Source organism: Microcoleus sp. Pol1C5 (genome assembly GCF_036701115.1).
GTDB lineage: Bacteria > Cyanobacteriota > Cyanobacteriia > Cyanobacteriales > Microcoleaceae > Microcoleus.
The window spans coordinates 1-23,242 of record NZ_JAUBQE010000021.1; the positions used below are offsets into that span (position 1 = coordinate 1).

A 23,242-nucleotide genomic window follows, 5' to 3' on the forward strand; every position below is an offset into this window, starting at 1 on the left:
TAGCTAAAGATTCCATCCTGTTTTGAATAATGTTTTTGGCTCTTGATCGCTACATCATACATAAATTCAGCAACGCCTATCTGAATGTATTATTATTTGGTATTGCGGGTTTTGGGCAGATTGCTAAATTTTTGCATAAATTGGCGATCGATCCAATCTTTCCAGTACCACAGCAGCGCCGATTCCCACATGAAAGATCCGCGAGAGGCGATCGCCCTTTTATTCCCAGTACCAATTAACCCTAAGTATTGTTCCTGCGGTGCAAAGGGTTTGAGGGGTTTTCCCAATAAAAACTGCTGCAAGTTTTCAAAAAGCGGTTTGCCCTGACGCACGGCAAACACGCCTGCTTTGGGACGGGGATAATTAAGCATCGCAGCGATATCGCCAGCCCCAAATACGTTGGGGTGAGAGACTGATTGCAAGCAATCGTTGACTTGCATAAAGCCGTTTGAGTCGGCTGCTAAACCGGATTCTCCGATCCAATTGGCTGCCGATGCTTGTGTCACCCAAAAAATGCGATCGCACTCTAATTCTAAACCTGATTTACAGGAAATTTGGTAATTGGTAGGGAATTGAAGAGTGCTTTCCCTCTCATTTTTTTTTACAGCACAAACTTTTTCCTTTAAATGCAATTGAATGCCGCGACTGATGAGAATTTCTTGAAGGCGGCGACGCACCCGCTGATTGTGTCCCTGCATCAATTCAGCACCGCTGTGCAACAAATGAATTTCTGATGATAAATTGTCTAAATTTTCTTCCCTCTTCCTTCTTCCTTCTTCCTGACATCCGTTACATCCGTTAGAGAATCCGTTGCCGAACTTCCCTCTTCCTTCTTCCCTCTTCCTTCTTTCCTCTTCCTTCCCCAATCGAGATTGCATATTTAATGCTAATTCTACGCCGCCTGCACCGCCACCGACAATTGCGATCTGCAGCGGTTTATCGGGATGATTTTGCCTAGATTGTATCAACTGATTCCAGCTAGCTAAAAACTCCGGTACGGGTTTAGCTGCAATTGCATATTTAGCGGCACCCGGTACAGATAAAGTCGCAGGGGTGCTGCCGATATCCACAGAAAGCACATCAAAATTAACCGGAGAGCGAGTTTGACAAATAACTAAGTTTTTGTTAAAGTCGATCGCGATCGCCCGATCGACCAATATTTGACACCCGGCAAATTCAGCGAGCGATCGCAAATCGATGTGACATTGATCGTAATCGTAAAACCCGGCAACGTGCCCCGGCAGCATCCCGGAATAAGGCGCGTGCAGGACATCGCTAATCAGAGTCAAACGCACTCCAGGCAGCGGTTTGATGCCGAACATTTTTAATACGATAGCATGACTGTGACCGCCACCAATTAACACTAAATCTTTCACAATTACAGATGTTCGATCGAAATATTCCAGCACCGATATTGTACAGCACTCGCATTCCTTGGGCCACACTGTCCGGTAAAGAGAGCTTGCAGTGCGTAATGAATGATTTCCCACCACTTTGACATAATGCTCTCATCTACTCTCTGTGTCATAGATTATACTTCGCTCAGTTGCAATCGCATAACATCAATCCACCTATTGCACTTAACCGATTCCACATTCAGCGCCAATGGCTGTAGACTGTAGAGCGACCAAATTTTATCACCAAATTATGCCGGGGTGTGTTTCGATAGCTAACTCACCATTCAAAACTATGACATTACGCATCCTTCCGCGCAGTTGGCAGCGATCGATTAAAACTCTTTTCCCGCTTCTGTTTGCCCTCTCATTCATTATAGTATTGCTGGCGAACAACTTGATTCCTGCGATCGCCCAGCAACCCCGCCAGGAAATTCGCGGCGTTTGGATGACGACAAACGACAAAGACATCCTCAGAGATCGTCGCAAACTAGGAGATGCTGTCAGCCAACTAAAACGGTTAAATTTTAACACTATTTATCCTGTAGCCTGGAATTCTGGCTATGCAATGTATCCCAGCTATGTAGCGCAGCAAAGAGACATTCAACCCTTTGTTTACAGAGGGTTAGACGGACAAGATATGCTCGCAGATTTAATTGATAAAGCTCACCACCAAGGCCTGCTAGTAATTCCTTGGTTTGAGTTTGGTTTTATGGCTCCTCCCACATCAGAATTAGCCTTAAATCATCCCGAGTGGCTGACACAAAAACAGGACGGCAGCCAAACATCAAACGACGCGGGCGGGGAAGTAGTTTGGCTCAATCCCTTTCATCCAGAAGTCCAGCAATTCATTACCGAACTCGTACTAGAAATCACCACTCAATATAACGCAGACGGCATACAATTTGACGATCACATGAGTTTGCCGGCCGAATTTGGCTACGATGAATACACAGTTGCTTTGTATACCAAAGAAACAAAAAAAGCTCCGCCAAAAGATTTTCAAAATCCAGCATGGGTGCAGTGGCGAGCAAATAAAATTACCGCTTTTATGTCGCAGCTAAATCAAGCCGTCAAAGCAGTCAAACCCAATGCAATTTTCTCGATTTCTCCCAATTACTACGATTTTGCTTACAAACATCACCTGCAAGATTGGCTGGCTTGGGTGCGTTTGGATATTGCCGACGAGCTAATCGTGCAAGTCTACCGTCCCAATCTAGAATCATTTGTGGACAAGATTAACCGTCCAGAAATGCAAGAAGCACAGCAAAAAATTCCCACCGGAGTTGGGATTATGACAGGTTTGAGAAATAACCCAGTACCGATTCACCAAATTAAATCTCAGGTGCAAGCAGTCCAAGGATACGGCTTAGGTGTCGCTTTCTTCTACTACGAAAGCTTGTGGGAATATGCACCCGAACCACTCGCCGATCGACTTTCTCAATTTAGTGCTTTCTTCCCGTCTTCTGCATTCCGAACAGCGCTACAAATACCCAGACGCGCGGCGAATTTCCCTCCACCTGCGCCACCCAAACCAGACCCGAAAGCTAAGCCAGAGCAACCTACCAAAAACAGCCAACCCTCGCCATTACCAACCACGTAAAATAATTAAAAAGTAGGGTGCGCATTGCGCACCTTACCGCGACATCAATCATTAATCATCAATAAAAATGCAAACTAACCAAAAACTTTTACTTCCAAAAATGGGCTGTGGCACTTGGGCCTGGGGCAACAGATTTCTCTGGGGCTACAATGAAAGTATGGACGACGAATTGCAAGCCGTTTTCAATCTTTGTGTTAGTAACGGCGTCACTTTATTCGATACCGGCGACTCTTACGGAACAGGGAAATTAAACGGACGCAGCGAACAGCTTTTGGGGCAGTTTTCTCAACAATATCAAGGTGCAAATAAAGACAGTATTTGTATTGCGACAAAACTGGCTGCTTATCCTTGGAGACTGACGCGACAATCAATGATATCTGCTTGCAAAGCCTCTGCTGGGCGCCTCGGAAAAAATGTAGATTTGGTACAAATGCACTGGTCTACAGCTAATTACGCTCCTTGGCAAGAGGGGGCTCTTTTAGACGGTTTGGCTGACCTTTACGAGCAAGGATTGGTCAAGGGAGTGGGCTTGTCTAATTACGGGCCGAAACGGCTGAAATGGGTGTACCGGAAATTTAGCGATCGCCAAATTCCTATTGTTACTTTACAAGTGCAATATTCGCTACTCTCCACCTATCCGGTAACAGAACTCGGATTGAAAGATGTTTGCGATGAATTGGGTATAAAATTGATTGCTTACAGTCCTCTAGCCTTGGGTTTGCTGACAGGTAAATACTCGGAAAATGGCTCTCTTCCTAAAGGTATCCGAGGTTTGGCGTGCAAGCAGCTACTTCCGGGGATGCGATCGCTTTTGGAGTGTTTGCGAGAAATAGCGGCATTCAGGAACAAGAGTGTTTCGCAGGTAGCCATCAACTGGTGCATCTGTAAAGAAACTATTCCGATTCCGGGGGCTAAATCTGTGGAACAGGCGAGGGATAATATTGGTGCTTTGGGCTGGGAGTTAGACTCCGGGGAGATTGCAGAATTGGATAAGGCGGCGGCGAGTGTAGATAAGAAAATGGTGCAGAATATCTTTCAAACTCGATAATTAGATAGCGGTAAGGTGCGCACTGCGCACCCTACATATAAAGCTAACCGCAAAAATTTTCCACACACCGCACAAACATTTCTACACCCATCCCTAGCGCAGTTTCATCAAAATCAAAACGCGGGTGATGGTGCGGGTAAGCTAAGTTTTTCTCTGGATTTGCTGAACCCAAAAAGAAATAGCAACCGGGAACTTCTTGCAAAAAGAACGACATATCCTCGCCGCCCATTGTTTGGCATTCGGGAACGATTCCTGCAGGAGTTTCGACAACTGATTCTGCCACGCCGCGCACCAATTCAGCTATTCTCGAATCATTAATAACTGGCGGATAAAGCGAACAATAATCTAATTGGTAATTTGCCCCGTGACTCTGACAAATTCCGGCAATTACTTGCTCGATTCGCTGTGCAAAATAACCTTGATATGCAGGATTGAAATAGCGCACCGTGCCACCGATTTGAGCGGTATCGGCAATGACGTTGTGGGTGTGGCCTGCGTGGAATTTGCCGACAGTTACTACCGCTGAGTCGATCGGGTCAATATTCCGCGCGACGATTGCCTGCAAAGCGCTGACAATTTGGGCTGTAACTACGATCGAGTCCACAGTCTGATGTGGCATTGCGCCGTGTCCACCTTTGCCAAAAATCGTGCAGTCAAAAACTTCGACAGCTGCCATCAAAGCGCCGCTGCGGACGCCTACAGTGCCCAAAGGTAGATTGTTCCACAAATGCAAGCCGACGATCGCATCAACATCAGGATTCTTTAAAACTCCCGCTTCAATCATCGGTTTTGCCCCTCCTGGCCCTTCTTCGGCGGGCTGAAAGATAAATTTTACTTTACCCGAAAAGCTGTGTTTGTGCTTTGCGAGATAACAAACAGTACCGAGGGCGATCGCAGTGTGGCCGTCGTGGCCGCAAGCGTGCATAATTCCATCATGCTGCGATCGATAATCCACCTCATTTTCTTCTTGAATAGGCAAAGCATCCATATCCGCGCGAATTGCCAAAACCCGTCCCGGTTTGCCGCTGTCTATAGTTGCGACAATACCAGTTTTAGCAATATTAGTTTCATGATCTATTCCCCATTCCTGCAACTTTTGCGAGACAAACTGCGCCGTTAAATTTTCATCAAAACTCAACTCGGGTTTTTGGTGCAAAAGGCGACGCCATTCGACTAGCTGAGGCTGCAAATTTCTAATCTCCAGCCGCAATTGAGATAAATCGACAGACGTTAAATTCGGTAAAGTAGAAACCATGTTTTATTCTCCTTTTTTTTGATCAGGTTTTAGATTTAATCAATTGATAAATGGTAATCACTAATTATAGCAACCAGGAATAATTTGTGAAACTCTATTTTCCCTTTCTCTGCGCTCTCTGCGCTCTCTGTGGTTAAAATAAAATCTTCTTCAATCCTATCCCAGTTGTGCAGGAGATTTTTTTTTATGAACCGCAGAGGGCGCAGAGTACGCAGAGGAAGAGAAGAAAGAGAAAGAGAGGTGTTTAGAATAGGGTTATTTAGAAGTCTGAGCAACTAAATTAACCCCTGGCAGTAACCGCTCTAAATCTAAATCTGAAGCAATTTTAGCTAATTTAGCAAGGTCACTCGGGTCATCTAAATGCGGCAAAATACCCAACACAGGTATTTGAGTCAGCGACTGGATCAAATCAACGGGCGCTAGATCGGCAATTTCTTGTTCCGAATAAGCTTTAACGCAATTGAGCACAATTCCTCTCAGCTTAAAACCACTGTGTCTGGCAAGAGCAACATTCGCTACAGCTTGCCCGATCGCCCCCAACCTCACAGGTACTACTAAAACCCCCCTCAGCCGCCAATCCCTGGCAATATCGGCCACCGTCAGTTCCCACGTTACAGGCGATCCCAGCCCTCCCAAAGATTCCACCAACACAAAATCCTTGCGCTGCGAGAGGCTTTGCCACGCCGTCCAAACCTTTTCGAGTTCGATACGTCTCCCCTCCCGTTCCGCAGCAATCGGCGGTGCTAGAGGCGCATCAAAGTGCAGCGGATTGAGTTCTTCGGGGGATTGGTCGAGGGAAAACAAACGGGTGTAGAGTTCGCGATCGCCCGTTCCTGTTTGCAACAGCTTCATAATTCCCAAACTGCGCTCGGGAAAATACATTTGCCAATAAGCAGCCAGAGCGCTGGTCAAAACAGTTTTGCCCGCGTCGGTATCAGTTCCAGCAATTAGCAGCGAGTTCATTGGCAAAAAGCTAACAAATAATTGGCCTCAACCTCAGTCTAGGGGAATTTTGCCAGAAGTTTAGAGTTCTGGCGATGGTGCGGGCGTTGGTGCTGGTTCCGGTGACGGCGCGGGTTCCGGTTCCGGTTCCGGCGACGGTGCAGGAGTTGGGGCCGGTTCCGGTGACGGCGCGGGAGTTGGTTCCGGTTCCGGTGACGGTGCGGGTGTTGGCGACGGCGCGGGAGTTGGTGCGGGTGTTGGCGCGGGAGTTGGTGCGGGTGTTGGCGACGGCGCGGGCGTCGGTTTGGGTGCGGGAGTTGGTGCGGGCGTCGGTTTGGGCGTCGGTTTGGGCGCGGGAGTCGGCGCGGGCGTCGGTTTTGGTGTCGGAGTTGGCGCTGGGCTTGGTTCTGGGCTCGGTTCCGGCAAAGGTTCTGGACTGGGTTCCGGCAAAGGTTCGGGGCTGGGTTCCGGCAAAGGTTCGGGGCTGGGTTCCGGCAAAGGTTCTGGGCTGGGTTCCGGCAAAGGTTCTGGGCTGGGTTCCGGCAAAGGTTGCGGGGTTGGGGTTGGCAAAGGTTGCGGGGTTGGGGTTGGCAAAGGTAGCGGGTTTGGTACCGGAGTTAGTGTCGGGGTTGGACTTGTGAGTGCTGGCGGTGTCGGAGTGGGTTTGGGGCGCGAATTGTTGAGAAATGAGCCGACTAAAGCCCAGGAACCGAAGCCAGTCAAGATTACTAAGCCCGCCAGCAGTCCGATCGCAGCGATGGGATTGTCCCAAAAAGTGTCGCCTGCTGGCTCACTTAACGGGTCTGGCTGGTTTTGCGGGCGGGAACTCCGGGCGGCTGGCTGGTTGGGCGGGGGGGAAGTCGGGGCGGCTGGCTCCGGCGGCCTGCCCACGGCCACCGTTGCTATTAGCGAAGGGTTTGTCGGCACCACTGCAGGCGGCGCGGGCGGTACAGTTGGCTGGCTAGGCTTAGGATTAGTTTGGGCGTCGAGTGCTTGGGCAACTTCGCTGACAGATTGATATCGATCGCCCGGAGACCGGCTCAACATCCGATTCAGCACCAAAGCCAAACCCGTGCTCACCTGCACTTGCTGCTGCCAATTCCACTGCAGCGTTGTTTGATCGAGCAATTCCTGCGGTTCTTTGCCTGTCAGCAGGACGATCGCCGTTACAGCTAAAGCGTAGAGGTCGCTGCTGGCTGTTGCTCGCCCGCTGTGCAACTGTTCCATCGGCGCGTAACCGATTTTACCGACTGTTGTCGCGTGGGCTGTTCCTTCGGGAGACTGGACTTTGGTGGCGAGTTCCTTCACCACTCCAAAGTCAATCAGCACCGGCATTTGGTCGTTTTCCCTGCGGATGATATTTTCTGGGGAGATGTCGCGGTGGATGATGCCGCGGGCGTGGATGTGAGCGAGTACCGGCAGCATTTGCCGGATAAATACCAAGACTTCGGCTTCGGTGAAGCTGCGACCATTTGAAGTTCGATCGAGCAACAGTTCGCGGTAAGTCATCCCTTCCACGTAATCCTGCACTAAAAACAAACGCTGGTTCTCTTCAAATATTGCCCGAAACTGGGGAATTTGCGGGTGCCCAATTTGGTAAAGTATTGCCGCCTCTCTTTGAAACAATTCCTTCGATTTTTCCAACACATAAGGCCCGCTTTGCACCGGAATCAATTCCTTCAGGGCGCAGCGTTCTTGAAACCGTCCCAAATCTTCTACTAAATAAGTCCGGCCAAATCCTCCTTGACCTAAAATATTCACCAAGCGGTAGCGGTTTTGTAGGAGAGTTCCAATAGCAATAGGTGGCTGCATAAGTTTAAGTAGAAACTGTTAAAAAATAGACGATCGCTCACAGACTTAGTAATGCTATGTCTTTAATGCTCTTGAGCATACTTCACTATCTGTAGTCCCCAGTCCCGACCAAAGTTAGTATTTTACATTTTTTTGACATTCTTGGACGCAAGGATGCTCAGAAACCGGGTTTTTTCACGAAAATACACAGGTTGCAACCCGCAAACCCGATCTAAAACCCGGTTTCTGCGTCAATATCTCAAGGGAGAAATGCACGATTTTTCGTAGAAACCGGGTTTTTTGGCCTTAGCCCTAATAAATTGTCGCCCCTCGGTCTAGGCTATACATCTCTATAAAGCTGGAGATTATTTATGGGAGATGTCTGCTGACTACTGACTACTGACTAAGCTTTGCTTTCACCATGTCTTGAATTCTGTTACCGTCTGCTTTGCCTTTAAGCTGCTGCATTGCCTTGCCCATCACCTTGCCCATATCTTTTGCAGAAGTAGCGCCAACCGAAGCAATCACTTCGTCAACGACTTGACTCACCTCTTCGTCTGACATCTGCGGCGGCAAATACTCTTCAACAATTGCTAACTCCGCCTCCTCTTGTGCCACTAAATCTTCGCGGCCACCTTTGCGGTATTGTTCGATCGAATCCCGGCGCTGTTTGGCTATTTGCATCAAAATTTCCATTTCTTGAGCTTCTGTCAGCGTCTCTTGGCCAGAGGGACGAAGGCTGACTTCTTTTTCGAGAATAAATTTCTTGATGCCGCGAACTGTTTCCAAGCGAACTTTGTCCTTGGACTTCATGGCTGCTTTGATTTCTGCGTCAATGCGTTCTCTTAAGCTCATCGATTTCTACCTTGCTTTGCCCAATATCAAAAATCTGGAGTATGCTTCCGATTCTTAACTTTTTTTACAGTATTTTTCAAGTTTATTGCCTGTTGGCGGCATTTTTATCGCATTGAACCCGGATGCCTTCGGCCTTCGACTGAATTTTGGGCGGCTTGACTTCCAGCCTCGGCCCCAAATTGACTCACGCCAGAACTTTTAGACGCCGGGACATAAGTGCGATCGTACTTCTGCCAGTACAGAGTTCGCTAGAACCCACATTCCACACCTTGGGGGTGTCACACAGCATAATTACGCAGAATGCTCTATCTTTACAGTAATAAATTATGCCTTTAAAAAGTAATTTATCCGTTAATGTACGGTATTCTAGTATAACTTATAGTTTTATTGGTGGATAAAAATAAGTAAAAACCGATTGTGACCCTTGAGGGTGCCGAAAGTGGGCTAGAAACCGGGTTTCTCGGACATATTTCTGCAAGTCCTATTCAATTCGTCTAACTTCACACTTGTGGTCGCCCCGAAAGTTAAATCTATTAAAAAATTGGCTGAATATTTCTAGTTTCAGATGGTAAGATAGCGATGGAATAAACGTCCTGCAAGAGGCCTGCTGTGATCCGTTCTGCTACTTTACCGCTTCCGCTTCCCGAGCCGCCGGTTTCCGCTCATGACCGTCTGCGGCTGTTCTCCGGTTCTGCTAATGTTCCCCTCGCCCAAGAGGTGGCTCGCTATCTGGGGATCGATTTGGGGCCGATGGTTCGCAAGCGGTTTGCTGATGGGGAACTCTACGTTCAAATTCAAGAATCGATTCGGGGTTGCGATGTTTACTTGATTCAGCCAACTTGCTGTCCGGTAAACGATCGCCTCATGGAATTGTTAATTATGATCGATGCTTGTCGCCGCGCTTCGGCCAGACAAATTACTGCCGTCATCCCCTATTACGGATATGCTAGGGCTGACCGCAAAACGGCCGGAAGAGAGTCGATTACTGCAAAATTAGTGGCTAATTTGATTACTGAGGCTGGGGCCGGTCGCGTTTTGGCGATGGATTTGCACTCAGCTCAGATACAAGGTTATTTTGACATTCCTTTCGACCACGTTTACGGTTCGCCAGTGCTTTTGGATTATCTGGCGAGCAAGCAATTGACGGATATTGTTGTGGTTTCGCCGGATGTTGGCGGAGTAGCTAGGGCGAGAGCTTTTGCCAAAAAGCTTGGTGATGCTCCCCTGGCAATTATTGACAAGCGCCGCCAAGCTCACAACGTGGCAGAAGTGATGAATCTTATCGGTGATGTCAGGGGCAAAACTGCTGTGTTGGTGGACGATATGATCGATACTGCAGGCACGATTTCTGAAGGTGCGAGATTGTTGCGCCGCGAGGGTGCGAGGCAGGTTTATGCTTGTGCTACTCATGCGGTGTTTTCGCCTCCGGCGATCGAGCGTTTGTCGAGCGGGGTTTTGGAAGAGGTAATTGTTACGAATACAATTCCTGTGCCGGAAGAGAACCGTTTTAAGCAGTTGACGGTGCTTTCAGTAGCCAATTTGCTCGGAGAAACTATTTGGCGGATTCACGAAGATAGTTCTGTTAGCAGTATGTTCCGCTAGAGGGCAAAGACACTTTTTGAATGTTTGTTTTAGGGTGCGTTAACCAAGTGTAACGCACCATTTTTTTGTGAATAGTGCGATCGTTTCCCGCAAGTAATAAGCCCAGGCCCATCTAAATTTTACTGTCAACTTCCATTAAATTCTTGGGGAGTGGGCGTCCCCTCCGCCCGGAAAATACAATTTAGAGGTCGAACAGCTTATCAAGTTCCTCGCTAAAATAACGGTTATAACTTTTTAGGGAGGACTCAAGTCCTCATAAAATTCGCTCGGACTTGAGTTTTCACTACGAACCAATGTGACGATCGCCGATCGATCGCACTTGGTACCACCGGAACAAGAGATGCTAAAATTCTATCTTGTTGTCTGAAGAGGGCGACTTTTTATATTCTAGATAAGTCTCATCACAATAAGGGGCCAATAGGGAAAAATCATGAAACATTCACTTGTACGAACAGTGGTGGCACTGGCAGGTTCAGCAATTTTAACACTTGGCGCGATCGGTTCGGCTAAAGCATTTACTTTTGACGAAACCGACATTAACCAAGACCGAGTAATTGTCATCGCCCAACCCCGCCCTTCCGGCGGCTACCAATTGCTAATTCTAGAACAAGTATCTGACAAGCGAAAATGCTGGAGCGAAAGTGGCTCTAATCCCGTAAAAGTCGATCCATTATTAGTTAGTTTTGATTTCACAGGTATTTGTGGCCGCGCAACTGACAGCAACGGCTTTTCAATTCGCATGGCAGGCACCGATTTAGCATTAAAATACACCCTAACTTTGGAAACTGTTGATGGCAATGTTCTACTAATTGGAACTCCGGTAGATTACCAAGGTAAATCGGTGATTATCGGTCGCACAAACGGCGATGTTAACGACTTCATGAAAATCAGTCTCGATCCTGCTTGGCGCTTGAGTAAAAGAGCTTACCAAGGCCGCACATTAGGCCACTTTTATTTCACTACCAATCAATCCGCGCCGGGAGAAATTGGCAATACCGGAGGCAATACCGAAGCAACACCGCAGCCAATACCGCAGCCAATACCAATACCAATACAAATACCGCAGCCAATACCGCAGCCAATACCGCAGCCATCACCGCAGCCAATACCGCAGCCAATACCGCAGGAAATACCAATACCGCAGCCAATACCGCAGGAAATACCAATACCGTAGGCCATACTGGCTTTTCTACAATTCGGAGATAGCTACCGATGATATCTACGCTTCCTAAATTAAAGAAGCTGTGGGCTTTGGATTTGTAGCCCGGTTTTCTCAAAATAATACCTTTCGACTGCAACTTGCTGTTACCAGAGAGCAATTGGTATCTTTAGTATTGGAATCCTGGAAAGGAATACAAGATGCTATATCACATTTCATAGCAATGTTTCTATCCGTCCCTATAGCGATGTTGATATTCTCCGCTGGAGTGCGTGAAAAGTTCTACTTGCGCGGGAGAACAAGATAGTTAGCAGTTATCAAGATTGAACTTTTAAACCTACGCAGTCCGTCACTCGCGCTGAATTGATGGCGGTGCTCCGTCGAGCGGCGGAATTTGGTTTCTCTGCCCGGGGAATGAACCGGGATTTAGTTGCTAAAGAGCCGTCTAAAACTTTTTCAGACACTCAGAATTATTGGGCTGCTTCTATTTTTACTCAAAGGTCTTCTTATTGTTCTGTTGCTGCCGCTATTAACGAAATTGGCGATCGGTTTGCTGCGAATGATTCTGCAAAGCAGAATTACGCGGCCGCGACTACTTTGCGGATGCTGAAATGCGTTAAGGCTCAGTAGGGCGAATTAGATCCCCGACTTCTTCAAGAAGTTGGGAATCTAAGTATATTGCACAATTACCTCCTTTGTTGGTTAATAGTTATATGTTGTACTCTTGTCAAGAACGGGCAAGATGCCCGTTCCACAAAACTTGATTTTATTGTGGAACGGGCATCTTGCCCGTTCCTAAACAAGTAATTGAGAATGGTGCAAGATATCAGTTAATCAGGACTAAAGTCCTTACTACAAACCAGTTCGCAATCAGGACTTTAGTCCTCATCATATCGTTTTCTTGGGTTTCTTCTTAGATGGCTTTTTAGGAGTTTTCGGGACGGGGATTGTCTCGGATTCTTGCTGTGCGATGTCGGGGGCTAATTTGCACAAGTCATTTAAGGAAAGTTTTTGCTGGGATTCAAGTTCGTTGAGTCGGTTTGATGCTGTTTCTAATATTTGCTTTCCCTGTCTGGCTTGAATAGTAGTTTTATTTTCGATCGCATCTAGCAACACAAAAATCGAGACTGTTTGCCAAATATCTAAGTCGTCGCCGACGACATCGCAAGCAGAGACAATTTTGCCGTTTTCTGGGACGTGAATTCCTAAGCCGGAATCTTGAATTAACGGCTGGATTTCTGCTATACTTAAATCCGCAAGGTCAGTAATTTTATGTTCTAGCGAGACTAAATCGGCTAAATCTGGCAAGTTGACCGATTCTGTCGCTAAAGGATCAAATTTAAAGGTAAGAGTTTGATTCAGCGGATCGGAAATGGCGTAAATTGATTGAATTTGCGATCGACTAACGGCACCTTTCTCGAAAAAATCTCTACCTTGCGGGGCGATCGCAATTTTTCCATTTTCAGCCACCTCCAAGCTTTCCAAACTAACCAGAGTCGCCGCCGTAGTCTTCACAAAAATCTCGTCCAACCCCAGCAAATCCGCCAATTCCTTCAAAGTAGGCGCAGGTTCAAACTCAACGCCCGCCCGCAAAATGAACTCTTCCAACACGTTAAACTCGCGCGGTTCGCTAATCGCCACCTCCAGCGGAGTTTGGCGGATTGCGAAGCGAAATTGACGCGCCGCCAACACTGACAAACCCGGATTTTGTTGCTCAATCTGTTCGGCTAGCGAACTTAAATTCGAGTCTATTGGTTTAGTTGAGGACGCTAGAAACATCTACAAAACCTCCGCAGTGACGCACCGTTTTTGAAACTTCCTGATACATTTTTCCGACCGTACCTGTTTGTTGAGTAAATAAATCGTGGCAGCCCACAACTACTAACAATTCTTGAGCGCGGGAAAATGCCACATTCACCCGTTCCGGTTCCTTAGCAAATCCAATATCGCCCCTAACATTATTGCACACTGTGCTGACAATAATTACAGGTCTTTCCATGCCTTGAAATATGTCAACCGTACCAGTGCGGATGCTCAAAGCAGGGAATCTTTCGGCTTCTATTCTGTCTTTAATGGCATTTAATTGAGCAGCATAAAAAGTGATAATTCCGATTTCTTTCGGTGGTTCACCGTCGGCAACTTTGCGCCGCCAAGCTGTCTCCATTTGTTCGCACAAACGCTCGATCGCATCAATCTCCTTGACATTCAACCGTGAAGTACCCTGTTTTTCCTCTTCAAATCCTTGTCCGATGGGCGTTTTCACCCACAGAATGTGATTATTTTCTTGAATGATCCTACCTGCCAGGTTGTGGGCGCGCTTGGTGTCAGCTTCCTGAATGCCACAGTTGAGTTTTTGCTGGTAAAACTGATTGATTGCGCCCATGATTTGTGGGTGCATTCGATACTGAGTTGTCAGCATTTTTTTGATGCTGTCGCTGGCATTTTCAAACAAAACTTTGAACAAAGATTCTTTGATAAAGCTAAGTTCGTCTCCGGTACAGCCTATGTCTTCGGCAATATCGTCGATCGTACTTTGATTAAACATCGGCGGCAATTGTCTGTGATCGCCCACTAATACTAACTTTCTGCCTTTCAAAGCGGGAATTAATAACTCTGGGGGAGTGCATTTGCTAACTTCGTCAATGATGACTGCATCAAAGCTGGGAAAGTTTTTAGTAAAATCGAAGCTAGCAGCTTGCACGCAAGTAATGCCGATGACGTTGGCATTGTCAATATAAATTTGCTTTAAATCGTTGCGGTCTTTTTCTGATGGATTGCGGAGTTTTTGAATCCAATCTGTCACAAACTTTTGATAACGATTGAGGGCGGTTTCTTCTTGTTCTAATTTCCGCTCCCAAGTTTTGAATAAACGCTTAATTTTGTTTAAAAAAGCTACGGTGAATAATCCTGTATTCGGAACTTCTGGCTGATATTGAGTCGGGATAGTTTGCCATGCTGACTCCCACCACTTTCTCTCAACAAGTAATGCTGCTGTCGGTTGCTGCTGTTGCAGTTGAGCGGTAATTTCGCTCAATTCTGTTTGAAGTTCGGCGAGTTGCTGCTGCGAACTTGCAGCCGCAGTTTGCCGCGGAGATAAATGCTCGTCAAGAGTGTTTTTGATGGTCTCCAAAACCCCAAAAGGGTCGAGGTCAGCAATGGATTTTTCAAGCTGAATCGTGCTGGCTTTCCAAGCATCAACTTGCTTGACAAACTGCTGCGGTTGCTCCCAAATATTGGATTTTTGGGCGAGATATTGTTCGGCTAAAATCCGCAACTTTTCAGGGGCGTTTGGCTGTTGGACACTTGCTTGCAACAAATTAGTAACTTCGCTAATTTTTAAGTTAGCCTCTTGCTGCGCTGTTTCTACCTGAAGTTTAGCGGCGGATATTTGCTGCTGGTTTAAGGTTTGACCGATTTTATCTAATAACTGTTGCTGTTTGATAAGCTGCTGTTCGGTTTCGGTTTTCAGGGGAACCACGCACTGACGCGCATTTGCGAGGATACTGTGCAGCAATTCTTTGACTAGGCGATCGAAGGTAGCCTGGATATGATTTGGGTGCAATGATTCACTATAAAATTGTTGAATGCTACCTAAGAAAGTGCGAGCTTTTTCGATGATAAATTTGCGCTGACTTTGGCTGACTTGGGAGTAGCTAGCGAAGTCTTTGGCTAGTTGTTGCCATTGTGTACGATCGCCCGCAGAGAGCACGATTGGCGTTTGACTCAAATTTAAGTGTAGAAACTCGCTAAACCGGAACTGTTGCCCTTGTATGTCCTTAAAACCTGCGCTTTCTTCGTGGGATATCGCCTTCTGCAACCGATCCAAATCGGGCAAATTGATTTTGCATTTGGGCGGCACGATCGGCAATTTGAGCGATCGGGCAATTTTCAGCAATCCTGGCGGCAATTCTACCATATCATCCGTGAGCATTGCGCCCGTTTCCCAGCAAGATTTCACGACTTCATAGAGTCCCGTATCTGCTGTCTCAATCCACTGTGCAACGGCGACGACAACGGCTGCAATTTCCGCTTTTCGCAGTTCCAAATTCTTGATTTTCTGTTCGAGATTGTGGCGGTGTGTCTGATTTTGCCGATCGCCCAATTCAAGTTGATTCACAGCCTCAGACATCTGCCGCGACACCCGCAGCGACTCCGCAACCGCCGACATAGCGTGACAAACATCATCAGCGCGATCGAATGCCGTCTTAAATTCCGATATTTGCGCTGCTACAGTTTCCTGCAGCCAAACCGCAATCCCAAACGCGCCGCAAGCAGGGCGATCGAAGCCTATTTGAGTAGCATAGCTGGCGGCAATGCGAACATTTGCCATAAAGTTTTCTACTAAAACATTGCCTTCTGAATAAGATTTTAGTCGAGGCATAAACTCAGCAACTTCTGGAGATTCCCAGTTGACATTCGGCGCATCCAGCAAATTTTCTAGTCCACTAACTAGGGATTCAATCTCGCTTTTTTCGGTTAAAATCCGTTCATAATCTGCCGCTTGCTGGCTGCACTTTTCCTCAAGATTGGCTTGACTGTCGTGCAGATGTTTGAGTTCATTAAAAAAATCTCTCTCTGCGGCACAGTAGGCGGTAAATCGTTCTGATTCTGCCACCAACTGCCGCAAAGATTTGACATTAGTCAGGCGCTGCGATAGCTTTTGTTCGCAGTCAGTCGCCGTATTTTGCAGCCAAGTGCCGATCGCATTTTCCTCCAAAAACGGCTGCCCTTCTTCCTGCACCTTATGAGCTTTTCCCTTCCGCAAAGCCCGAATCGCCGGATTGTGAACTAACCGACTCAAAGCATTATCTACAGCCAAATTTGCTTGCGAAGCAATGAGCGTTTTACCACCCTGACGGGCAATTTGATAGCAAATCTCCGCAATCACAGTCGTTTTGCCCGTTCCCGGCGGCCCTTGAATCAAAATTAAATCCCGCGCCGAAAGTACCGTTTCTACGGCGGCAAGTTGGTCCTCATTAGCATTGCGATTTAATAAGTTTTCCCGATCCAATTTAATCAGTTTTTCCGGCAGTCTCGCCTGAGAAGCATCGAATAAAAACTCACTCAAATAGGGATTTTGAGCGCGCCCGTCTGTCAGCATTTTTAAAGCTTTTTTCTTGCGTTCGATCTGACTGATATCGCCCGCCGCCTCAAAATATAAGAATCCTTGTTTTGGTAGTTGATATCGGCCGCCCGCCATGCGAGATCCTAAATCAACATCTAACTTAATGCGTAATTTACCATGTTCAAAGTCAATTTCAGCGATGCTACCCAATGTCTCTCCATCGCGGCTGCTTCTGCTTCCGGGCGGCGAATCAAACAGGATAATTTCTTCATTTCTGGCTTTTTTCAGCCTTTCGCGAAAGTCCCCCAATTCTAAGGGATTTTCCTCGTAGCCATCAAGAGTTGCGGAATTACGCTCAATTTCAAAAGTGACGATTTTGAAGCCGGAACCGTAATTGTGTCCTCGGAAAGGCACGCAAAATTGACGCGCTTCCGCGATGCGTTTTTCCACATTTAAAAAAGTATGCCAAACTTTTAGTTGTTCGGTAGTCGGTATGTGTCTGTCGTCCCAAAATGGCATTTGTTGGACGCGGGCGATCGACTTTACAGGAATTGGCGATCGACTGTTAGCCAAAAGTCGCAACTGAACCGGCAAAGCATACCCATCTTTCCTTCCTCTGGGAACCGCCACCAAACCAGCATCCAGCAGTTTTAAACCGCCAATTCCGTCTTCACAGCGTACAGTTGCTAACAACCGCAAAGTGCGATCGGCTTTTTGCAACAATTGGGGTAATTCAAAATCATCTCCATCCGTAGCAAGGAGTAATTCCCAGATTTCTTCTTCAGAAAATCTCTCATTTACCTTTTGGCGACGGACGTAGAAAAGATTGTGGGATTTGCCAGCTATCTCCGACATCAGAATTTCCGCACGTTCTTTGCATTCCCAATCGCAATATTTCCCTAAAGCCGCTTCTCCTTCTATATCCCGAATAAACTTATTAATTGTGCGATCGCCACTAAATTTATATCCCCAATCTTCTGTTACTAAAGATGGCATATTTTGATTTTAGATTTTAGATTTTAGATTGGATTTAAGATTAGCACATCGGAACTTGTGCCGACAGAACCGCTACATCAAAAAAAAAATTAAGGTGTGCATTGCACACCCTACGACCCTCGCAAATTACCGTACAGGCGACGGGCAATCGTATTAAACACTTTAGAATCAAAAGGGCGAACGATGGGACTTGAACCCACGAATGGTGGTACCACAAACCACTGCCTTAACCACTTGGCTACGCTCGCCGTATCAGTTTTAACTATAGCATCAGATCTCAGCACAAGTCTAGGGGTAGGGCAAAAATATTTTGAAATATTTCTGAGCGTCCCTGAACCGGACAGATCGATTGTGCCTCAAGTTCCATGCACAGTAAGACTATAGCACAATTTTCGCTCTGGGCGATCGGCCTGTGCGATCGGCAATTATCTCGCCCCCAGCAGTCATGCGGCCTGGGTTCGGCAGCTTTGGCCGCGTCCCGATTCGATCTAGCGCATTAAAATAGCCTTATCAGCCCAGGCGCATCTAAATTTTACACTCCAGTTTGATACAACTCACATCTTGCACCATTTTTAAGAACAGGCAAGATGCCTGTTCCACAAAGAAGGAATTTATTTTAGGGTGGGCTCGTCTAGCCCGCCCCTAAAAGCCTGATTGAGAATGGTGCAACATCTCAGATGAAATGCTTGTGGGGTGTCCCGCCCGCCCGAAAAATACAACGCAAGAAGCGGGACAACTTATCCCACACCGCATGAGTTATCAACCATCCTTCTTCTCTCTCTTCTCTCTTCCCTCTTCCTTCGCGCAGCTTCGCGTCTTCGCGGTTCGTTTAAAAAAAAGTCTTGTCCGCAATATAAAATCTAAAATCAATATGAGCTACTGTGTGAACCCACAATGTCAAAATCCTCAAAACTCCAACACCGCAAAATTTTGCTTAAACTGCGGCTTTAACCTGTTGCTGAGACAGCGATATCGGCCGATTGAACTTTTAGGTAGAGGCGGATTTGGTAAAACTTTCCTAGCAATTGATGAAGACATCCCATCTCTACCCCGCTGTGCAGTCAAGCAATTTTATTTTTACGACCGCGACCCCGAAATTTTCAACAAAGCCGTTGAATTATTTCGTCAAGAAGGCGTCCGTTTAGACGAACTCGGAAAACACCCGCAAATCCCCAGATTATTAGCCGGCTTTGAACAAGAAGGTCATATTTATTTAGTTCAAGAGTTTATAGAGGGATCGACTCTTAAACAAGAATTAGATAAGAGTGTATACGATGAAGAGCAAATTTGGCAACTGCTGCAAGACTTATTGCCGGTGCTGCAATTTATCCACGACAAGCGCGTCATTCACCGCGACATCAAACCCGAAAATATTATCCGCCGCCAGTCGGACAACAAACTCGTATTGATCGATTTCGGCATTGCCAAACTGCTGACTGATTCAGCCATGCTTAGTCCAGCAACGCTCATTGGCAGTCAAGATTATGTAGCTCCCGAACAAATGCGCGGCAAAGTATTTCCTGCTAGCGACCTTTACAGTTTAGGTGTTACTTGCATTCGCCTAATGACGCAAGTTCCTCCCTTGGATATGTACGACTGCGACAACGAGCGCTGGTGGTGGCGCGAGTTTCTCCCTAAAGCCACGAGTCTTAGCGACGAGTTAGGTGAAATTTTAGATAAATTGCTGCAAACTCGCCTCACTCAGCGGTACAGTTTTGCTACGGAAGTTTTGCAAGATATCCAAGCAGCTTTAGATATTCGCCATCAAAATTTGCTTTCGTCCAAAAAGCCGATCGCTCCTGCTCTCGATAATAGCGACAACTCAACCGATCTCAGCGCCCTACAAACTCCTGATTGTCCTATTTTACCGACCAATGCCGTCGCCGATTGTGCAGAAAATTTTTCCTTATCTGTTACTTCAAATACTTCAAATATCAAGCCAACCCTAATTTCTGCACGGGGACTTGATTATACCAAACTGCGCGATTTTTTGTCTAACAAAAAGTGGAAAGAAGCCGATCGCGAAACTTGGGGTCTGATGTGTCAATCTATTTCCCAGGAACCGGGAACTCAGCTAGAAATTAGCCAAATTTACCAGCTACCCTGCGAAGATTTGCAAACAGTCGATCGCCTTTGGTTGCACTACAGTCAAGGTCGGTTTGGCTTCAGCGTCCAAAAGCAGATTTATGAAAGCGTTAAGGGAGACTATATCAGATTTTGCGATCGGGTCAACTGGCAAACCTACAATTCTGCTACTACTTTAGGACAGATTAAATTTAGTCAGCAAGCACCAATCGGACACCTCCCCTCTCGCAGTTGGGTTGGCGGCATTCAGTGGCTGCGACACCTCGATGCCCTGTCAGCAAAATTAACCGAGTGCGACAATAATGCCGATCCTAAATTGTAATGTTTATACCGACTAACTAACTAAAATTTTAACTTTAAACTCTACCTGAAAGCAGAGAAATTTGTCGCGCTAGATGTAACCAGCGACCGAGGTTCGGTGCGATCGCTTGTCGCACAATGGATGCTGAAGGTGAACACAGCTACAAGTCTGCTATCCAGAGACTGTAACAACATAATTAAAAGAGGTATCGATCCATGTTTTTTCACAAAAAACAATTAATGGCTGCGGTGACAGTAGACGAAGCCAACCCCCGTTTTGCCCAATTGCTCCTAGAACAGTTTGGCGGAGCAACCGGAGAGCTCACAGCAGCTCTGCAATACTGGGTGCAGTCCTTTCACTGTGAAGATGCAGGGATTAAGGATATGCTCCAAGATATTGCAATAGAAGAATTCAGCCACTTAGAAATGGTGGGCAAACTCATCGAAATGCACACCAAAAACGTTGACCAAACAGAAGCTTATAAAAGCACTTTGTTTGCGGTGCGCGGTGTAGGTCCGCACTTGCTGGATAGCCAAGGTCAAGCTTGGACGGGTGCTTATGTCAACGAAGGTGGGGATGTAGTGCGCGATTTACGCGCTAATATCGGTGCGGAAGCAGGAGCTCGCCAAACCTACGAAGAGTTGATTAAACTAGCACCGGATATGGGAACGAAAAAGACGCTGCACTTTCTGCTGACTCGCGAAATTTCTCACACTGAAATGTTCATGAAAGCTCTCGAAGCGTTGGGTAAACTCACCGATCCGCTGTTCGGTAATATTCCGCCAGATTCCACTGTGGATCTCTACTTTAACTTGTCAACAAATGGCAAGGATGAACGCGGCCCTTGGAACTCAGAACCTACTTTCCAATACATTGCCGATCCCGCTCCCAAAGGTTAATTTGAGAGTTGTTTAGATGGTGTGGCTTAGAAGATTTAAGCCCATTATTAAGTAAATTTTAAGCCGCGCACCTTCTTTTGTAAGGTGCGCGGCTTAGAAGATTTAAGCCCTGTGTTGAGTAATTTTCAAGCTGGGTACTTTGCTTTAGTTGTTAGAGGTGCGCGACTCGGAAGCTTCCGGTTGAGGGTTGAGTATTTTTCAAGTCACGCGCCCTACGGTGTTACAATTATTTGAAATCCCGATCGAACATTAACATCAAATCCATATTGAAATTGCGCTCATCCACCTATTTATTAGTCTCTCACGGCAGCCGCGACCCCAGACCCCAACTAGCTTTGGAAAACCTAGGTCAACTGCTGTCTCAAAATTTGGCTGACTCGTTCCCCGCAGTAGCAACCGCCACCTTAGAACTTGGACCCGCACCGCTGCACGAACAAATTTGCAGTTTTGGCGAACGTACCCTGTCGCTGGGACTGAGAGAATTGCAAATCCTGCCTGTATTTTTATTGCCGGGAGTTCACGTCGCCGAAGACATACCGGCAGAGGTGGAAATTGCCCAAAAAACTTTTGGTGACAAGCTAAAAATTGAATTGCGCCCGCATTTAGGTTCCCAGGAAGCAGGCTTAACAAAATTGGTAGAAAGTCAGATGCAAGAGGTGACTTTTCTCCCCAATCTGCTATTGCCAAAATGGATTTTATTATCTCACGGCAGCCGTCGCCCCGGAGGTAACTCGACAGTTGAGGAAATCGCTAGCAAACTCGGTGCGCTGACAGCTTATTGGTCGGTAAAGCCGAGTTTGGAAGAGCAAATTGACAGTTTGGTTCGTGGTGGACAGCAGCAAATTGGAATTGTGCCATACTTCTTATTTAATGGAGGAATTACAGATGCGATCGCCAAAAATGTCGCACAGCTAAAGCAGCAATTTCCTGCGGCGGAACTTCATCTCGCAAATCCTCTAGGCCCAAGTGTACAATTAGCAGACTTAATTGGGAATTTAATTCAAAAATGAACCGCAGAGGCAAAGAAGAGGTAAAGGAAGAAAGAAAAATGTCTTTAGGAAAAGTGTATTTAGTCGGTGCGGGCCCCGGAGATCCGGGTTTGATGACGTTGAAGGGAAAAGCTCTGTTAGAATGCGCGGATGTGGTGATTTACGACGCTTTAGTCAGCCCTCAAATTTTGGCAGCAATCAACCCCCAAGCAGAACGAATTGATGCCGGAAAACGCAAAGGTCGTCACTCGTTAATGCAGGACGAAACCACTCAACTAATGATAGAAAAAGCTGGAGATAATGCGATCGTAGTTCGTCTCAAAGGCGGCGATCCGTTTATCTTCGGTCGCGGCGGCGAAGAAATGGAAGAGTTGGTAAAAGCAGGAGTGTCAGTAGAAGTCGTCCCCGGTGTAACTTCTGGAATTGCGGCCCCTGCTTATGCGGGAATTCCTTTAACACATCGATCGTACAGTTCCTCTGTCACCTTTGTCACCGGTCACGAATCAGCGGGAAAATATCGACCGGAGGTAAATTGGCAGGCGATCGCCCGCGGCTCGGAAACCATTGTAGTATACATGGGAATCCACAATTTGCCTTACATTATCGGTCAGTTAACAGCAGCCCAATTGAGTGCAGAAACGCCCATAGCGTTAGTGCGCTGGGGAACGCGGCCGGAACAAGAAGAATTGATCGGGACTTTGGGTACAATTGTAGAGCAAGTTGAGGCGGTCGGATTTGCAGCACCTGCGATCGCAGTAATCGGAAACGTCGTCAATTTGCACTCAATATTGTCTGGCTGTCGGCCAGTTTCTCAGACTGTAGAATAAGCGGGAAAATTGGGTCAGAAGCGATCGAAATTAGATCGCTTTGATTTCGCTCCCTCTGAGGTGGCTCGCCAGCGGGGACGAGGGCCCGGTCGATGTCATTCCGATGTCATTCCTAGACGCATAAATGACATAAAAATGTCATTGCTCACTCTTGAGTGTTAGCTTTCGCGCTCTATTATGGGTGTTGCACAAAGTTGAATGATTAAGAGAACAGAGGAATCCGCCCGTACTTAAGATAGTAGATCAGCAAGCGTACTGACTTGTACAACATATCAACGGACTTGGAATAATATAAAGTCTGGTGTTGCATCATGGAGAATGATGTGATGAAATATGCCAATTCCTTGCCCTCCCACAGTCAAAGTTCCAAAGTGGTAAAAAATCGACACCGCCAAGGTAAACAGAGCTATCTGTGTCGAAGATCATCTTTG

The 23,242-nt window shown here is 46.7% G+C and carries 17 protein-coding genes, 1 tRNA gene and 1 pseudogene; 9 read left to right on the forward strand and 10 right to left on the reverse strand.

The features are described 5' to 3' along the window. Positions 1-92: 92 nt before the first annotated feature. Positions 93-1,376, reverse strand: a complete 1,284-nt coding sequence (locus QUA23_RS13445) for an FAD-dependent oxidoreductase (protein WP_333093880.1) — start codon at positions 1,374-1,376, stop codon at positions 93-95. Between the two features lie 2 nt (positions 1,377-1,378). Further along, positions 1,379-1,501 carry a hypothetical protein gene (locus QUA23_RS13450; RefSeq protein WP_333110396.1) on the reverse strand — a complete coding sequence of 41 codons (123 nt, stop codon included), beginning with the start codon at positions 1,499-1,501 and terminating at the stop codon, positions 1,379-1,381. A 104-nt stretch (positions 1,502-1,605) separates the two neighbouring features. On the opposite strand from QUA23_RS13450, the gene QUA23_RS13455 reads away from it, so the two are divergent. Both QUA23_RS13455 and QUA23_RS13460 read left to right on the forward strand, forming a co-directional pair. Continuing rightward, positions 1,606-2,997, forward strand: a complete 1,392-nt coding sequence (locus QUA23_RS13455) for a glycoside hydrolase family 10 protein (protein WP_333076632.1) — start codon at positions 1,606-1,608, stop codon at positions 2,995-2,997. Positions 2,998-3,064: 67 nt separating this feature from the next. Beyond that, a complete protein-coding gene (locus tag QUA23_RS13460) occupies positions 3,065-4,045 on the forward strand; it encodes an aldo/keto reductase (RefSeq protein ID WP_333076631.1) in 981 nt (326 codons plus the stop codon). A 43-nt stretch (positions 4,046-4,088) separates the two neighbouring features. On the opposite strand, the gene QUA23_RS13465 is transcribed toward QUA23_RS13460, so the two are convergent. From QUA23_RS13465 to QUA23_RS13480, 4 genes are all read right to left on the reverse strand, one after another. Further along, complete coding sequence (locus QUA23_RS13465; protein ID WP_333076630.1) at positions 4,089-5,300, reverse strand: M20 family metallopeptidase; 1,212 nt, start codon at positions 5,298-5,300, stop codon at positions 4,089-4,091. A 255-nt stretch (positions 5,301-5,555) separates the two neighbouring features. Next, the gene (gene bioD / locus QUA23_RS13470) at positions 5,556-6,263 is read right to left on the reverse strand and encodes a dethiobiotin synthase (protein WP_333076629.1); all 708 of its coding nucleotides are present in this window, start codon (positions 6,261-6,263) and stop codon (positions 5,556-5,558) included. A gap of 60 nt (positions 6,264-6,323) precedes the next feature. Beyond that, complete coding sequence (locus QUA23_RS13475) at positions 6,324-8,054, reverse strand: serine/threonine-protein kinase (RefSeq protein ID WP_333076628.1); 1,731 nt, start codon at positions 8,052-8,054, stop codon at positions 6,324-6,326. A 375-nt stretch (positions 8,055-8,429) separates the two neighbouring features. Beyond that, positions 8,430-8,888: a GatB/YqeY domain-containing protein gene (locus QUA23_RS13480; protein WP_333036877.1), complete on the reverse strand. Its 459-nt coding sequence runs from the start codon at positions 8,886-8,888 to the stop codon at positions 8,430-8,432. 609 nt (positions 8,889-9,497) lie between these two features. Here QUA23_RS13480 and QUA23_RS13485 point away from each other — a divergent pair. From QUA23_RS13485 to QUA23_RS13495, 3 genes are all read left to right on the forward strand, one after another. Beyond that, on the forward strand, positions 9,498-10,490 hold the full coding sequence (locus tag QUA23_RS13485; protein ID WP_333046601.1) for a ribose-phosphate pyrophosphokinase: 993 nt from the start codon (positions 9,498-9,500) through the stop codon (positions 10,488-10,490). A 430-nt stretch (positions 10,491-10,920) separates the two neighbouring features. After that, entirely contained in the window at positions 10,921-11,664 is a 744-nt protein-coding gene (locus QUA23_RS13490) for a DUF3747 domain-containing protein (RefSeq protein ID WP_333076627.1), read from the forward strand. Positions 11,665-12,063: 399 nt separating this feature from the next. Further along, complete coding sequence (locus QUA23_RS13495; RefSeq protein WP_333076626.1) at positions 12,064-12,279, forward strand: hypothetical protein; 216 nt, start codon at positions 12,064-12,066, stop codon at positions 12,277-12,279. 258 nt (positions 12,280-12,537) lie between these two features. On the opposite strand, the gene QUA23_RS13500 is transcribed toward QUA23_RS13495, so the two are convergent. From QUA23_RS13500 to QUA23_RS13510, 3 genes are all read right to left on the reverse strand, one after another. Next, positions 12,538-13,428, reverse strand: coding sequence for a hypothetical protein (locus tag QUA23_RS13500; RefSeq protein ID WP_333076625.1), 891 nt, complete (start codon positions 13,426-13,428; stop codon positions 12,538-12,540). Next, positions 13,406-17,710 (reverse strand): AAA domain-containing protein, encoded by a 4,305-nt coding sequence (locus tag QUA23_RS13505; RefSeq protein WP_333076623.1) that lies wholly within the window; start codon positions 17,708-17,710, stop codon positions 13,406-13,408. Before QUA23_RS13505 ends, QUA23_RS13500 begins: the two co-directional genes overlap by 23 nt. A gap of 175 nt (positions 17,711-17,885) precedes the next feature. Continuing rightward, positions 17,886-17,958: transfer RNA gene (locus QUA23_RS13510), tRNA-His, on the reverse strand. 635 nt (positions 17,959-18,593) lie between these two features. On the opposite strand from QUA23_RS13510, the gene QUA23_RS13515 reads away from it, so the two are divergent. From QUA23_RS13515 to cobA, 4 genes are all read left to right on the forward strand, one after another. Beyond that, positions 18,594-20,117 (forward strand): serine/threonine-protein kinase, encoded by a 1,524-nt coding sequence (locus QUA23_RS13515; RefSeq protein WP_333093882.1) that lies wholly within the window; start codon positions 18,594-18,596, stop codon positions 20,115-20,117. Positions 20,118-20,311: 194 nt separating this feature from the next. Continuing rightward, positions 20,312-20,995 (forward strand): manganese catalase family protein, encoded by a 684-nt coding sequence (locus tag QUA23_RS13520; protein WP_333036883.1) that lies wholly within the window; start codon positions 20,312-20,314, stop codon positions 20,993-20,995. 266 nt (positions 20,996-21,261) lie between these two features. Beyond that, positions 21,262-22,005 (forward strand): sirohydrochlorin chelatase, encoded by a 744-nt coding sequence (locus QUA23_RS13525; protein ID WP_333076620.1) that lies wholly within the window; start codon positions 21,262-21,264, stop codon positions 22,003-22,005. Beyond that, positions 22,002-22,811, forward strand: coding sequence for a uroporphyrinogen-III C-methyltransferase (cobA, locus tag QUA23_RS13530; RefSeq protein ID WP_333076619.1), 810 nt, complete (start codon positions 22,002-22,004; stop codon positions 22,809-22,811). Before QUA23_RS13525 ends, cobA begins: the two co-directional genes overlap by 4 nt. Before the next feature lie 202 nt (positions 22,812-23,013). On the opposite strand, the pseudogene QUA23_RS13535 reads toward cobA, so the two are convergent. Beyond that, positions 23,014-23,109: pseudogene (locus tag QUA23_RS13535) on the reverse strand (IS1 family transposase); the annotation flags it as partial. Positions 23,110-23,242: the final 133 nt, after the last annotated feature.

What these genes read in the sequence shown, in the direction of transcription:
- QUA23_RS13480 (WP_333036877.1), bottom strand. Translation starts at nt 8,888, where the DNA reads ATGAGCTTAAGAGAACGCATTGACGCAGAAATCAAAGCAGCCATGAAG.
- QUA23_RS13460 (WP_333076631.1), top strand. Translation starts at nt 3,065, where the DNA reads ATGCAAACTAACCAAAAACTTTTACTTCCAAAAATGGGCTGTGGCACT.
- QUA23_RS13475 (WP_333076628.1), bottom strand. Translation starts at nt 8,054, where the DNA reads ATGCAGCCACCTATTGCTATTGGAACTCTCCTACAAAACCGCTACCGC.
- QUA23_RS13505 (WP_333076623.1), bottom strand. Translation starts at nt 17,710, where the DNA reads ATGCCATCTTTAGTAACAGAAGATTGGGGATATAAATTTAGTGGCGAT.
- QUA23_RS13455 (WP_333076632.1), top strand. Translation starts at nt 1,606, where the DNA reads ATGGCTGTAGACTGTAGAGCGACCAAATTTTATCACCAAATTATGCCG.
- bioD (WP_333076629.1), bottom strand. Translation starts at nt 6,263, where the DNA reads ATGAACTCGCTGCTAATTGCTGGAACTGATACCGACGCGGGCAAAACT.
- QUA23_RS13490 (WP_333076627.1), top strand. Translation starts at nt 10,921, where the DNA reads ATGAAACATTCACTTGTACGAACAGTGGTGGCACTGGCAGGTTCAGCA.
- QUA23_RS13450 (WP_333110396.1), bottom strand. Translation starts at nt 1,501, where the DNA reads ATGTCAAAGTGGTGGGAAATCATTCATTACGCACTGCAAGCTCTCTTT.
- QUA23_RS13520 (WP_333036883.1), top strand. Translation starts at nt 20,312, where the DNA reads ATGTTTTTTCACAAAAAACAATTAATGGCTGCGGTGACAGTAGACGAA.
- QUA23_RS13465 (WP_333076630.1), bottom strand. Translation starts at nt 5,300, where the DNA reads ATGGTTTCTACTTTACCGAATTTAACGTCTGTCGATTTATCTCAATTG.
- QUA23_RS13500 (WP_333076625.1), bottom strand. Translation starts at nt 13,428, where the DNA reads ATGTTTCTAGCGTCCTCAACTAAACCAATAGACTCGAATTTAAGTTCG.
- cobA (WP_333076619.1), top strand. Translation starts at nt 22,002, where the DNA reads ATGAACCGCAGAGGCAAAGAAGAGGTAAAGGAAGAAAGAAAAATGTCT.
- QUA23_RS13495 (WP_333076626.1), top strand. Translation starts at nt 12,064, where the DNA reads ATGAACCGGGATTTAGTTGCTAAAGAGCCGTCTAAAACTTTTTCAGAC.